Consider the following 13,824-nt stretch of genomic DNA (forward strand, 5'->3'; position numbering starts at 1 on the left):
GATAGGTCCGATACTCCTGCTTTCTAGCGTCCGTGGAACCGCCTGGCAGGTCGGATGGGAACGGCTGAACGGGGTGTCGCGGGCGCGTTCGATGGGGGTTCGGTGGCAACAGGCAGCAGCACGGGTTTCGGCAGACGCGGGTTCCTGCGCGGGGGAATGGGGGCGACGGCCGGGGCGGCGCTGCTCGCGCTCGGCGGCGGCGGCCTGCTCGCCGCGTGCGGTGATGACAGCAGTGACGGCGGCTCGTCCGGCAGCGGTTTCGGTGTCCTCGACATCCGCTTTTCCTGGATCAAGAACACCGAGTTCGCCGGTGCCTACATCGCGGATCAGAAGGGCTACTACAAGGCGGCCGGCTTCTCCGGCGTCAACATGATCGCCGGCGGCCCGTCCGCGACGCCACAGGACACCGACGTCGCGACCGGCAAGGCGTTCATCGGCATCTCCGCCCCCGACATCACCGGCAACGCCATCCTCAACGGCGCACCGATCAAGATCGTTGGCGCACAATACCAGAAGAACCCGTTCGCGATCGTCTCCATGGCGGACAAGCCCATCGCCGGCCCCCAGGAGATGATCGGCAAGAGGATCGGCGTGCAGGCGACCAATGAGAGTGTGTGGACGGCGTTCCTCAAGGCGAACAAGGTCGACCCGAAGTCGATCGAAAAGGTGCCGGTCGAGTTCGACCCGCTCCCGCTCACCACGGGCACCGTGGACGGCTGGTTCTCCTTCGTCACGAACGAACCGAACCTGCTGCGCGTCAAGGGTTTCGAGGTGACGACCTTCCTGCTCGCAGACCACAACTACCCGTTGGTCTCCGAGACCTACATGGTCCGTACCGAGTCCATCGACAAGGAACGGGACAAGATCAAGGCCGCACTCACCGCCGAGATCCGCGGATGGAAGGACTCGCTGGCCGATCCCGCGCTCGGCGCGCACCTGGCGGCGACCGTCTACGGAAAGGACCTCGGCCTGGACGAGGAGGAGCAGATCCTGGAGAGCAAGGACCAGAACGCTCTCATCCTCACCGCCGACACGAAGGCGAACGGCCTGTTCACGGTCACCGACAAGCTTGTCGAGGAGAACATCGACACCCTCGGGATCGCGGGCGTGAGCATCACCGCCGAGGAGCTGTTCGACCTGTCCATCATCAAGGAGCTCTACGAGGAGAAGCCTGATCTCGTATGACGACATCGGCCACGCCCACACCGGAACCCGCCTCTGCCCCGACCCCGCCGACCCCGCCGGCCGCGCCCGACGGGTCCGGTGTGAGCGTGACCGGGCTCGGCAGGGAGTTCCGCATGGGCCGCGGTCGCGTCGTGGCCCTCGACGACGTCAACCTCGCGACGGCGGAGGGCTCGTTCCTGACCCTGATCGGCCCCTCGGGCTGCGGCAAGTCCACCGTGCTGCGGATCCTGGCGGACCTGGACGCCCCGACGGCCGGGACGGCGCTGGTGCACGGCGAGGCGCCGTCGGTGGCCCGCCGGGCGCACCACCTCGGCATCGCCTTCCAGGACGCCGCCCTGCTGCCCTGGCGGTCGGTCGAGGCGAACATCCGGCTGCCGCTGGAGGTCAGCGGCCTGAAGGCCGAACGCAAGGTCATCAGCGACCTGATCGCTCTCGTCGGGCTGACCGGCTTCGAGCGGGCCCGGCCCGCGCAGCTCTCCGGCGGCATGCGCCAGCGGGTCGCGATCGCCCGCGCCCTCGTCGTGCAGCCCAAGGTGCTGCTGCTCGACGAGCCGTTCGGCGCCCTCGACGACATGACCCGCCAGCGCCTGAACTTCGAGCTGCTGCGCATCTGGAGTGAACGCTCGACGACCACCATCCTGGTGACCCACTCGATCCCCGAGGCGGTCATCCTCTCCGACACCGTCGCGGTGATGACCGCCCGCCCCGGGCGCATCGCGGCGCGCGTCGACATCGACCTGCCGCGCCCGCGCACCCCGGAGATGCTGCGCACCGCCCGGTTCCACGAGCTGCACGACGAGCTGTCCACGCTCCTGTTCGCCGGTACCGGCCCGACGGCAGGGGAGGCCGGATGACCCGGCCCGCGTGGCTCGGCGGGACGATCGGCGTCGTCGGCCTGGTCGCCGTGTGGTGGCTGCTCGCCGTCACGCTGCTCGACCGCGGAAGCGTCGTGCCCACGCCCTGGGAGGTCGTCCGTGCCCTGGGGGACGACCATCGCCTGCTCTGGACGTCCGCCCGGTCGACCGTGTCGATCGCGGCCCAGGGCTGGCTCGTCGGCAACGGCCTGGCGATCGGCCTCGCGGTGCCGTTCTTCGGCGTCCCCGTCGTCGAGCGGGTGCTGCTCCAGATCGGGGTGGCCTCCTACTGCCTGCCGATCATCGCGATCGGCCCGATCCTGACCACGGTCTTCGACGGCAGCACGCCGCAGAAGGCGCTGGCCGGGATCTCGGTGTTCTTCACGACGCTGGTCGGCACCCTGCTCGGCCTGCGCGCGGCCGACCCGGCCAGCCTCGACGTGATCCGGGCCAGCGGCGGCGGCGTCGTCCACCAGATGCGCTACGTCCGGCTGCGCGCAGCCCTGCCGAGCACCTTCGCGGCGCTGCAGATCGCCGCGCCGGCCGCGATCCTGGGTGCGATCATCGGCGAGTTCCTCGGCGCCGACCGCGGCCTCGGGATCGCCATGGTCAACTCGCAGCAGGCACTGGAGGTGCCGCGCACCTGGGCGCTGGCCCTGGTCGCCTCCACCATCGCCGGTCTCGGCTACGCCCTGACCGCGCTGCTGGCCCGGCTGCTGACGCCCTGGGCCCCCCGCGGTAACCCTGGAGGCGCCCGATGAGCACCGTGACGCCGGACACCGCATCGTCCGGCGGCCGTGGCAGCCGGGTGGCGGGGGCGATTGCCGCGCGGGCCGGGCGGACCCTGCTCTCGGTCGTCGCGTCCACCGCGGTGATCGTCGGGCTCTGGTACGCCTTCATCGAGGTCTTCGACCTCAACGCCCTCGTCGCCAAGGACCCCGGGGCGGTCTGGAAGTACCTGTTCACCGAGCCGGACGCCGCCCAGAACCGTTCCGTCATCCTGGACGGCCTGTGGCACACCCTCGGCGACGCCGCGGTCGGCTACGTCGCCGGCACCCTCGCCGCGCTCGGCGTGGCCGTCGCGTTCGTGCTGAACCGCGCGGTCGAGCAGTCGCTGATGCCGGTGGCGATGATGCTGCGCTCGGTGCCCCTGGTCGCGATGACACCGCTGCTCACCCTCGTCTTCGGCCGCGGCCTGCTGGCGGTCTCGGTGATCGCCGGGATCGTCGTGTTCTTCCCGTCCCTGGTGAACCTGGTGTTCGGGCTGCGCTCCGGGCCCGCGGCCGCCGCCGACCTCGTCGTCGCCCACGGCGGCGGGCCGTTCACGGTGCTGCGCAAGGTGGCGCTCCCGAGCTCCCTGCCCGCGCTGTTCGTCTCGGCGCGCATCTCGGTACCTGGCGCGATCATCGGCGCGCTGCTCGCGGAATGGTTGGCCACCGGCAAGGGCCTGGGCTACTTCATGCAACGCGCGCAACAGACGTTCGACTACGGCGGGGTGTGGGCCTCGGTGGTCGTGATCACCGCCGCCAGTGCCGCGGTCCACGCCCTGGTGGGCCTCGCCGAGGCCGTCGTGCTCGCCCGGTACGGGCCCGGCCCGGCCCGGCGCGGGTGAGCGGCGTGGCACCCCGCGGCGGGCAGCCAACGGCCGTCCGAGTGCGCAACCGCAGGTCACGGGCTGTGATGTGGCGCACCTGGCACTGCTTGCTTCCTGACACCCCACCACGCGACGTGTCGCTCCCGTACGAGAATGCGGTTGTACAGCAATGCGTCGGAACGTGCGGGTGTGGTCGCGTCGTGGCGGGGTCGAGGTCGGCCCGGCCGCCGCGGGGCTCGCTGCGCGGGTCCGTGGCCGGGCGGTCGGCGGCGTCGACCGGTGAGTTCCGGAGGGCGTCATGACCGCTGAGCGGGACGTCGACCGTACGGTCGACGCCGTCCCCTCCCACGCGCTCCCGGCCGCACCCGTGCCGGTGACACCAGGGCCGGCCGCGCCGGGGGTGGTGCCTGCCGGGCCGTTGCGGTCGCTTCCGCCGCTCGCCGCGCCCGCGGTGGCGCGGGTGCCCGGCCGCCGCCGGGCGACGCCCGTCCCCGGCCGCGCCGGCGCCGCGCGCGGCAGCCGGGCCCCCCGCCCGGTGACGGTGCCCACTCCGCTGCGCGAGCCCCTCACCCCCACCCCGGACGAGCTCGAGCGGCTGCGCGACATCGCCACCGGCCGCGCCGAGGCCGACTTCGCGATCCGCGGCGGGGTGGTCTTCGTCGTCCAGTCCGGCGAGATGATGCGGCGCGACATTCTCATCGCCGGCCGCTACATCGCCGCGGTGACCCGGCCGAGCGCCGTGGGCGCCCGCCGCAGCCTGGACGCGGCCGGCCGGTTCGTGCTCCCGGCCTACGTCGACGCCCGCGCGTCGGTCGAGCGGACGCTGCTCGGCCCGGGGGAGCTCGCCCGGCTCGTCGTCCCGCGCGGCACGGTGACGGTGCTGACCGACCTCGCCGAGATCGAGCAGATCCACGGCCCGCGCGGCCGCTCGCTCGTGCTGCGCACCGGCACACCGCTGCGTGTCCTGCCCCGCGGCCCCGCCGGCACCCGCGACGGGTTCGCCGGCCCGTCCCGTCCCGCCGCGCCGCACGAGGGCAGCGCGCCCTACGACACCACCGGGCCATATGAAGCGACCACGCCGTACGAGGCCACCGCGCCGCACCAGGCCGCCGTCGAGGCCGTGGACGTCGCGCGTGCCGTCCCCCGGCAGGTGAGCCCGCTGACGGGGGTGCCCGGCCCGTTCATCGGGAGCGCCGGGCCCGCCGCGTTCCTGCCGGGCGCCGCCCATCTCGTCGGCGGGCCCGCCGGAGCCGAGATGCCGCCGGTGGGCGGCGGTCTGATCTCCGATCACCTCGACGACCGGGTACGGGAGGAGATCCGAGCGGGCGGCGCCGCCGTCCGTGTCGTCCGGGACGCCACCCTCACCCCCGCGCGCGCCTTCGGCCTCGACCACGTGCTCGGCTCGATCGCTCCGGCCCGGCTCGCCGACCTGCAGATCGTGCAGGACCTGACCGCGCGGCTCCCCCCGGACGTCGTGGTGGCCGGTGGGCGGATCGCGGCCGAGCGCGGCCGCGCGCTGTTCGACAACTTCGACGTGGCCCCGATGTGGGCGTCATCCTCGGTGCGCCTGCCCGCCGGCCTCTACACCGGTTCGTTCACCTCACCCTGCATGCACTGGAGCGGCCGGCGCGACACCCGACTCACCATCGTCGACGTGCGGGCCCCCGCCGTCGCCACCAGCCCGGCGGCCCCGATCGGGGTTTCGAGGGTCTCGGCGTCCTCGGTCGGGCTCGGGCCGCTCGGCGCGGGCGGGGAGCCGCCGCGGGTGACCGTCACCCGGGTGGAACCGACCCTGCGTGACGGCGTCGTCGTCGCCGACCCGTCCCGAGACCTGCTCAAGTCGGCGGTGCTCGACCGGTCCGGCCGGGCCGACCGCGTGCGGGTCGGGATGGTTCGCGGCCTCGGGCTCACCCGGGGGGCGCTGGGAACGACCGCCGGGGCCGCCCCCGGCGACGTGGTGATCGTCGGTGCCGGCGACGCGGACATGCTGACCGCGGCCCGGGCGCTGGAGGGGATGGGGGGCGGGTTCGTCGTCGTCGAGCGCGGCTGGGTGCTGGCCGCCTGCCCGCTGCCGGTGGCGGGCCTGATGAGCGACGCCCCCTGGGAGGCGGTGCTCGGCCAGCTCGCGGCCGTCGACACCGCGGCCCGCGACCTCGGCTGCCGGCTCGCCTCGCCGCTTCGTCTGATCGCCCAGCTCGGCAGGGAGCTGTACGTCCGGCCCTGACGCGGTGGTCAGCCGTCCGAGACGCGCCGCGCCGGCAGCGCCGGGCCGCCCTCCGGGATGGCCCAGCCCCGCAGCGCGGGGTGCGCCGCGGCTGCCGACCCTCGCGGCGCGCCTGCGCTGGCCGCCGTCGCGGAGCCGCGCGGCGCGTCCGCGGCCGCCGTCGTGGACCCGGCGCGTTCGCCGCCCCGCGCGGGGCGCGGCGAACGCGCGTGCAGCTGGCTCGCGTCATCCCGCAGCGCGCGGCGTACCTGGGCGGACGGCACCCAGATCCGCACGCCGCCTCCGCTGGCGACGTCCATCAGGCCGTTGTGAACCATGTCCGTCAGGTGCCGGCGTGCCCGGTCCTTGTCGGTGCCGAGAAGCTCGGCGACGTCGGCCGTCCGCAGCGTGCGCCCGCCCAGCCCGGCGGTGAGAACCAGCAGGTCCGGCAGCGCCAGCGGACGTCCGCCGTACTCGCGGCCGACGGCGAACAGCGCGAACGCGAGATCCGCGGGTTGCCTGGGCAACACGGCGACCACGGTGTCGGCGGTCGAGCCGGTGTGGTCCGGCGCGGCCAGGCCGTTGCGGAGCTGGGCGGCGTGCGCCCGGCGGATCCCCCGTCCGGAGCGGTCGGTGATCCCCGCCCGGCGGAACGCGTCCGCCAGCAGCGGGCTGCGCGGCCGCGGGGGCCGCGCGAGCAGCCGAGCGGCGGGGTCGTGCACCGCGTCGGCGTAGCCACCGGGGCTGGAGATCTCGACGCCCTCACCGGTCCACTGCACGTGGACGGCACCGGCCGCGGTGTAGTCGCGGTGGACGAAGGCGTTGGCGAGCAGCTCGCGGAACGCCTGCTCGGCGTAGGCGGGCACGCCGGTGCGCACCAGCTCGTAACGGATCTCGCGCTCGGGATTGCGGGCCCGGAAACGGGCCAGCAGCTCCTCGGTGAGACGCAGCAGCGGCCAGCGGAAGAAGTCGTTCATCCCGTCCGTGGGCTCGCCGGTCTCCGGCCCGATGACCTGGATGGCGGCCTCGTGGTTCGGCACGTGCGCCCGCAGCGCCTCGGGCTGCCCGAACAGCAGCACCGCCCCCGCGCAGAGGTGGGTGCGGCCGTCCTCGACCAGCGCGACGCCCAGTGACCGCGCGATCTGCTCGTCCGACATCGCGGCGAGCGTGCTGTCGCCGCGGCCCCCGGCGGCACCGACCAGCCGGCGCAACCGGTCGAACTCGCGTGGGTCAAGGTCGTCCCAGCTCGCCGCCGAGACGCTCGCGGCGAAGTCGGCCACTGTCACGTAGGCCCCCTTCATGTCGGCCACTGTCACGTCGGCCACCTGCCTGATCACATGGTAGGTCGGTGCCGTCGTCCGCCGTGCCGGCTTCAGTGTCGGATATCCGCTGCCCTGGTGGGAGAGCCGCGGGCTGCCCTGGCGACGACAGCGGCCAGCACCCGGCGCAGCGCCACGCCAGCCGCGTCCGCGCGGATGCTGACCTCCGCGGCCGTCCCCCCGTCCCCGGAGATCAGCGGGAGTCCGTCGACGGTGAAGCGCTCCTGCAGGGCGAGGTCCTCGTCGAGCACCGCCTGCTCGAAGCGGACGGCCTCGGCCAGCCGGGCGGGATCACCGTCCAGGTCGTCGCGCAGGATGCGGGTGTAGACGCGGGTCGCGGCGGCGTCCTCGGGCTGCAGGCAGAACAGGATCGTGTTGGTGATCCCGGCGTCGGGGTACTCCAGCCGCAGCCGCAGCATGAACGGCGGGCGGTACACGTACGTCGACGTGCGGCGTTGGATGAGCGGGCGGAGCCCGGCCGCGACCCCCGGATCCTCCGGGTTGGCGACCTCCTGATCCATCCGGACCAGGAAGCCGTCGCCGTCGGCGTCCACCCGGTACGGCGCGACGACGGTCTCCTCGCCGGCGCCGATGGTGGCGGCGTGCACGAACGGGAAGTGAGCGGTGTCGAGGAAGTTGTCGGCGAGCAGGCCGGCGCAGGCCGTCGTGCGCGCGGCGGGCAGCCAGGCGTCGTCGAACCCGTCCTCGGCCGCCTCCGGCAGCTCGATGATGTCGGCGAACGGCTCCGCGGGCGCGATCCACACCAGCCCGTGCCGCTCGGTCACCCCCCACGGCGGGATGGCGCGGGCCCGCCGCGGCGCCGGTATCCCCGGGCCGAGCGCCGGTACCGCGGTGCACTCCCCGGACGCGACGAACCGCCATCCGTGGTAGCCGCAGATGATCTCGTGGCCCTCGACCCGTCCCGCCGACAGCGGGGCGAGCCGGTGCGGGCACCGGTCGGCGAAGGCTGCCACCTGGTCGTCGAGCCGGGCCAGCACCCACGGCTCGCCGAGCAGCCGGACGGCGATCGGCTCGTCGGCGAGCTCGGACGACCGGGCGACCGGGTGCCAGCCGTGCCGCAGCGCCGGGTCGGTGTTGGTCAGGCGACCGGTCATCGAGTTTGCCTCCCGGCGGTCAGATCTCCCGCTCCGGTATCCGTCCCTGTCTTCGCTCCGGTCTCGGCTCCGGTCGGCTCCGGTTCTCGGCGCCATCCCATCACCGAAGCGATCCGGGGTTTCGGGCGGGCGCCCGATGTGTGTCACTCCGTGACATTTCGAGGGGTGGTCGTCGTCCGTGCGTACCGGGTCGCCTCCGGCGACTCTCAACAGTGAACACAAAGATACGTAGAGCAGTGTTCGTTGAACATCGACGTAACGTCCCACCACTATCGTCGGGCCCATGACGACGCCCGGCGGTCCGTCCACCGCTCTGCACCGGCCCGGGACGGTCGGCGAGGCCGTCGCCGCCCTCGCCGCCGAGGCACGGGCGGGCCGGCCGGTCGAGCTGCTGGCCGGCGGCACCGATCTGGTGCCCGCGCTGCGCACCGGGACGCGCCCGCCGGCGGCGATCGTCGCGCTGCGCCGGGTGCTGGAGCTGCGGGTGCGCGGGGCAGGCGCGGACACCCTCACGATCGGCGCCGGGGTCACCTACACCGAGCTGGCCGGATGGTCACTCTCGCCCGGCCTGGCGGCGACGTCCCGGGTGGTCGGGTCCGTCCAGATCCGCAACTGCGGGACGGTCGGCGGGGCGCTCGGCTCCGCCAACCCGCGCGGCGACCTCCTCACGTTCCTCACCGCGGCCCAGGCCGAGGTACTGCTCACCTCCGAGGACGGGTCGCGTGCCGCGGGCCTGGACGACTTCCTGAGCGCCGGCCGCCTGCCGGGCGAGCTGGTGACGGCGGTCCGGGTGCCCCGCCCGAGCGGCCCGCAGACCTACCTCAAGATCGGTGGCCGGCAGGCCGCGTTCCCGTCGCTGGTGTCCTGCGCGTTGCTCGTCGACCGGGTCCGCGAGCGGGTCTGCTGCGCCGTGGGCGGCGTGGCTGCCCGGCCGTGGCGGGTGGCCGAGGCCGAGCGGCTGGCCGCCGCCGACGTCGACTGGTCCACCGGGACGGCCCCGGCCGCCCTGGCACGGCGCTTCGGTGAGCTGGCCGCGGCCGGTGTCCGCGCGGCGCCGCCGCTGGGAGAGGACCCGCGCCATCCCCTGGAGTACCGGGTGCACGCGGCCGGCGTGCTGGCCGCCCGGGCCTTCGCTCGATGCCTCACGGCCCGGTCGGCGCCGCGGCGTGAGAGCGCCCCGTGAGCGGCGGCGTGCCTGGTCCTCTGGGCGGGGAGCGCCGGCTTTCCTACCACCTGAGCATCGACGGCGCCCGGCGCGCCGTTACCGGGGCGCGGCTCGAGGAGTCGCTGCTGACGGTCCTGCGGGAGCGGCTCGACGTCACCTCCGTGAAGGACGCCTGCGAGCAGGGCCGGTGCGGGGCCTGCTCGGTGCTGCTGGACGGCCGGCTGGTCACGGCCTGCACCGTCCTCGCCGCCGACGCCGCCGACGCCCGCGTGGTCACCGTGGCCGGGCTGGGCCCGGGTGGGCCGGCCGCCGCGGTGCGCGCCGCCTTCGTCGCGCACGGGGCGGTCCAGTGCGGCTTCTGCACCCCAGGCCTGGTCGTGGCGGTCACCGACCTGCTCGCCCGCCGACCGGGCGCCGACGAGGATGAGATTCAGGAGACACTGGCGGGCAACATCTGCCGGTGCACCGGGTACGGCCGCATCCTCGCGGCGGTCCGCGCCGTCCAGGCGGGGCGGGGCGGCCCGCCCGGGTGGGCATGACCGGCCGGGCGCGAGGCGTCGGGGGGTCGGTGCTCCGTCCCGACGGGTTGGCCAAGGCCGGCGGGACGTTCGTCTACGCCGGCGACCTCAGCGCCCCCGGCATGCTGCACGCCCGGACCCTGCGCTCGCCCCACCCGCGGGCGCGCATCCGGCGGGTCGACACCGCCGCGGCCCTGCGCATCCCGGGAGTCGCCGCGGTGGTGACGGCGGTGGACGTCCCCGGTGTGGCGACCTACGGCCTCATCGTGGCCGACCAGCCGGTCTTCGCCGCCACCGAGACCCGTTACGCCGGCGAGCCGGTCGCCGCCGTCGCCGCGGTCGACGCGCCGACCGCCCGGCGCGCGCTGGCGGCCGTCGAGGTCGAGTACGAGCCGCTGCCGCCCCTCGTCGATCCCGAGGTGGCCGCCGGGCCGGGTGCCGAACCGCTCCACCCGGACGGCAACGTGTTCCGTGAGATCACCCTGAGACACGGCGATCCCGACGCCGCCGGCCCGGTGGTCGTCGAGGACAGCTACCTCGTCGGCATGCAGGACCAGGCCTTCCTCGCGCCGGAGGCGGCGCTGGTCGTGCCGGCCGCCGACGGGGGCGTCGACATGTGGCTGGCCACCCAGTGGCTGCACTCCGACCGCGAACAGATCGCCGCCTGCCTGGGGCTGCCCGAGGAGCTGGTCCGGCTCGAGCTCGCCGGCGTCGGCGGCGCGTTCGGCGGCCGCGAGGACGTCACGCTGCAGGTCCACGGCGCGCTGCTCGCCCGGGCCACCGGGACGCCGGTCCGCATCGCCTACGACCGGGTCGAGTCCTTCCTGGGCCATCCGCATCGCCATCCCGCCCGGATGTGGTTCCGCCACACCGCGACCGAGGCGGGTGACCTGGTCAGCGTGCACGCGCGGATCATCATGGACGGCGGGGCGTACGCGTCGTCGTCCCCCGCGGTGATCGCCAACGCCGTCACGCACGCCGCCGGGCCGTACCGGGTGCCGAACACGCGGCTGGACGGGCTCGTCGTGCGCACCAACAACCCGCCGTGCGGGGCGATGCGCGGGTTCGGGGTCCCGCAGGTCACGATCGGACACGAGGCGCAGATGGACCGGCTCGCGGACCGCCTCCGGATGGACCCGGTCGAGCTGCGGGTGCGCAACGCACTGCGGCCCGGCGACGTCCTGCCCACCGGTCAGGTCCTCGGGCCGCCGCTGCCGGCGCGGGAGGCGATCGAGGCGGTCGCGGCGCGCCCGCTGCCGGCGGCGCTCACCGCCGCCTCGCCGGTGACGGCCCGTCCCGGGGGGCGCGGCGCGCACGCGGACCTCGCCCGCGTCCGCCGCGGCGTCGGATACGCCTTGGCCTACAAGAACCTTCTGTTCTCCGAGGGCTTCGACGACTCCTCCACCGCGCGGGCGCGGCTCGAGCTTGGCGCGGACGGCCGGCCGGTCGCCACGATCCACAGTGCGTGTGCCGAGGTCGGCCAGGGGTTCGTCACGGTCGCCGGGCAGATCGCGCGGACCGAGCTCGGTGTCGACGAGGTCGTGCTGCGCCCCGCCGACACCGGGGTGGGCAGCGCCGGGTCGACGAGCGCGTCCCGCCAGACCTGGATGAGCGGCGGCGCCGTGCGCGGTGCGTGCGTGGCGGTGGTCGACCGGCTGCTGGCCCGGGTGGCACGTCGGCTGGGCCTGCCGCCGGAGGTCGTCGAGGCACCCCGGCGCGCCCTGGTGATCACCGGGGGTGAGATCGTCGGCGCCGAGACGGGGACCCGGCTCACGCTGGCCGAGGCGCTCGCCGCGGGACCGGTCGAAGCCGAGCACACCTTCCACCACCGGCGCACCACCGCGCTGGACGCGCACGGTCAGGGCGATCCGCACGTGGCCTTCGCCGCGGCGGCGCACCGGGCCGTGGTGGACGTCGACCTCGACCTCGGGCTCGTCCGCGTCGTGTCGATGGCGCTCGCGCAGGACTGCGGCACCGTGCTGAACCCGCTGTCGCTGCGCGGGCAGGTCGAGGGCGGCACCGCCCAGGGACTCGGCCTGGCCGTGATGGAGGAGCTGGTGACCGTGGGCGGCGTGGTGACCAACCCGACGCTGCACGACTACCTGCTGCCCACCACGGCGGACGTCCCCGCGCTGGACTTCGTGGCACTCACCCACCCGCAGCCGGACGCGCCTTACGGGGTGAAGGGCGTCGGGGAGACCCCGACCTGCACGGCGACCGCCGCGGTCCTCGCCGCCGTCCGGGCGGCGGTCGGGCGGGACCTGCGCCGGGTACCGGTCCGCCCGGTGGACCTCGTCGATCTCGCGGATCCGGTCGATCCGCTGGGCGGTGCTCCGTATCTGGGGAATAAGGCAGCCTGGGGGCAGCCTGGGGAGATGGAACGCGGATGAGCGGATGAGTGGTGGGCAGGCCGGTATCGCGACGCCGCCGGACGCCGTCGAGGTGATCCGGTCGCGTCGGGTCGTACTGCCCGACGGCGAGTGCCCCGCGGCCGTCCACGTCGTCGACGGCCGGATCACCGCGGTCACCGCGCCGGGCGAGGTGCCATCCGGCGTCGCCGTCACCGATCTCGGCGACCTCGTGCTCATGCCCGGCGTGGTCGACACGCATGTCCACGTCAACGAACCCGGCCGGACCGAGTGGGAGGGCTTCGCCAGCGCCACCCGGGCCGCGGCGGCCGGCGGCGTGACGACGATCATCGACATGCCGCTGAACTCGATCCCCCCCACCACCTCGCTGGACGCGCTGGCCGCCAAGCGGGCGGCGGCCGAGGGCCGGGTCGCCGTCGACGTCGGTTTCTGGGGCGGGATCATCGGCGCCGACGCCCGCCGGCTCGACGACCTCGCCGCGCTGCACGACGCCGGCGTGTTCGGGTTCAAGGCGTTCCTGGCACCCTCAGGGGTCGAGGAGTTCCCGCACGTGAGCCTCGACGTGCTCGCCGCCGCCTCCCGGCACGCCGCCCGGATGGACGCCCTCACCGTCGTCCACGCCGAGTCGCCCTCCGTGCTCGCAGAGGCGCCTGAGGCGGCCGGCCGCACGTTCGCCAGCTGGCTGCGCTCCCGCCCGCCGGCCGCCGAGAAGGCCGCGGTGGCCTCGCTCGCGGCGCTCACCGCCTCGACGGGCGCGCGTCTGCACGTCCTGCACCTGGCGGCGGCCCAGGCGCTCGACGACGTCGTCTCCGCCCGCGAGGCCGGCCTGCCCATGACCGTCGAGACCTGCCCGCACTACCTGACCTTCACCGCCGAGGAGGTCCCCGACGGCGCGACCGTCTTCAAGTGCGCGCCGCCCATCCGGGAACGCGCGAACCTGGACCGGCTCTGGGACGGCCTGGCCGCCGGCCTGTTCGCCGGCGTCGTCACCGACCACTCGCCAGCCACCCCGGCGCTGAAATCCGTCGAGACCGGTGACTTCGGGACGGCCTGGGGTGGCATCGCCTCCGTCCAGCTGGGCCTGGCCGCGGTGTGGACCCAGGCACGCCGCCGCGGGCACGGCCTCGTCGACGTCGTCCGGTGGATGTGCTCCGGCCCCGCCGACCTGGTCGGGCTGGGCGCGCCGGGGCTCGGCACCGGCGGGGCGGGCGCCGCACCGAGCGGCACCAAGGGACGCATCGCCGTCGGCGCCGACGCCGACCTTGTGATCTTCGACCCTGACGCCACGTTCGTCGTCGAGCCGTCCCTGCTGCACCACCGCCATCCGCTCACGCCCTACGCTGGGCGAACGCTTGACGGCCTCGTTCTGGCGACCTACCTGCGGGGCCGGCGGGCGGACGGCGACCGGCCCGCACGCGGCCGGCTGCTCGCCCAGTGACCCACCAGCCGCGCCCCGGCTCGTCGCGGGCCTGCGCCCGTGTCCAGCAGCCCGTCCTGTCCGC

Annotated in this window: 11 protein-coding genes; 9 read left to right on the forward strand and 2 right to left on the reverse strand. The window is 74.7% G+C overall.

The features are described 5' to 3' along the window. Positions 1–156 precede the first annotated feature (156 nt). From E0504_RS33910 to E0504_RS33930, 5 genes are all read left to right on the forward strand, one after another. The gene (locus tag E0504_RS33910; RefSeq protein WP_131626630.1) at positions 157–1,185 is read left to right on the forward strand and encodes an ABC transporter substrate-binding protein; all 1,029 of its coding nucleotides are present in this window, start codon (positions 157–159) and stop codon (positions 1,183–1,185) included. After that, on the forward strand, positions 1,182–2,039 hold the full coding sequence (locus tag E0504_RS33915) for an ABC transporter ATP-binding protein (RefSeq protein WP_131626592.1): 858 nt from the start codon (positions 1,182–1,184) through the stop codon (positions 2,037–2,039). The genes E0504_RS33910 and E0504_RS33915 overlap by 4 nt, the downstream gene beginning before the upstream one ends. Beyond that, positions 2,036–2,800 carry an ABC transporter permease gene (locus E0504_RS33920; RefSeq protein ID WP_131626593.1) on the forward strand — a complete coding sequence of 255 codons (765 nt, stop codon included), beginning with the start codon at positions 2,036–2,038 and terminating at the stop codon, positions 2,798–2,800. The genes E0504_RS33915 and E0504_RS33920 overlap by 4 nt, the downstream gene beginning before the upstream one ends. Continuing rightward, positions 2,797–3,651, forward strand: coding sequence for an ABC transporter permease (locus E0504_RS33925; RefSeq protein WP_131626594.1), 855 nt, complete (start codon positions 2,797–2,799; stop codon positions 3,649–3,651). The genes E0504_RS33920 and E0504_RS33925 overlap by 4 nt, the downstream gene beginning before the upstream one ends. Before the next feature lie 280 nt (positions 3,652–3,931). Next, the gene (locus E0504_RS33930) at positions 3,932–5,857 is read left to right on the forward strand and encodes an adenine deaminase C-terminal domain-containing protein (protein WP_131626595.1); all 1,926 of its coding nucleotides are present in this window, start codon (positions 3,932–3,934) and stop codon (positions 5,855–5,857) included. An 8-nt stretch (positions 5,858–5,865) separates the two neighbouring features. Here E0504_RS33930 and E0504_RS33935 read toward each other — a convergent pair whose 3' ends face one another. Next, a complete protein-coding gene (locus tag E0504_RS33935) occupies positions 5,866–7,152 on the reverse strand; it encodes an ATP-binding protein (protein WP_131626596.1) in 1,287 nt (428 codons plus the stop codon). A 56-nt stretch (positions 7,153–7,208) separates the two neighbouring features. Beyond that, positions 7,209–8,270: an aromatic ring-hydroxylating dioxygenase subunit alpha gene (locus tag E0504_RS33940; RefSeq protein WP_112109349.1), complete on the reverse strand. Its 1,062-nt coding sequence runs from the start codon at positions 8,268–8,270 to the stop codon at positions 7,209–7,211. 283 nt (positions 8,271–8,553) lie between these two features. Between E0504_RS33940 and E0504_RS33945 the strand changes: the two genes are divergently transcribed. The 4 genes from E0504_RS33945 to allB are packed head-to-tail and all read left to right on the forward strand — an operon-like array spanning position 8,554 to position 13,760. Then, a complete protein-coding gene (locus E0504_RS33945; protein WP_112109350.1) occupies positions 8,554–9,453 on the forward strand; it encodes a xanthine dehydrogenase family protein subunit M in 900 nt (299 codons plus the stop codon). Next, positions 9,450–9,974 (forward strand): (2Fe-2S)-binding protein, encoded by a 525-nt coding sequence (locus tag E0504_RS33950; RefSeq protein ID WP_235015103.1) that lies wholly within the window; start codon positions 9,450–9,452, stop codon positions 9,972–9,974. Before E0504_RS33945 ends, E0504_RS33950 begins: the two co-directional genes overlap by 4 nt. Next, the gene (gene pucD, locus E0504_RS33955) at positions 9,971–12,343 is read left to right on the forward strand and encodes a xanthine dehydrogenase subunit D (protein WP_112109364.1); all 2,373 of its coding nucleotides are present in this window, start codon (positions 9,971–9,973) and stop codon (positions 12,341–12,343) included. Before E0504_RS33950 ends, pucD begins: the two co-directional genes overlap by 4 nt. Before the next feature lie 4 nt (positions 12,344–12,347). Then, on the forward strand, positions 12,348–13,760 hold the full coding sequence (gene allB, locus E0504_RS33960) for an allantoinase AllB (protein WP_112109351.1): 1,413 nt from the start codon (positions 12,348–12,350) through the stop codon (positions 13,758–13,760). Positions 13,761–13,824 lie beyond the last annotated feature (64 nt).

The sequence above is a fragment of the Parafrankia sp. BMG5.11 genome (assembly GCF_004337455.1).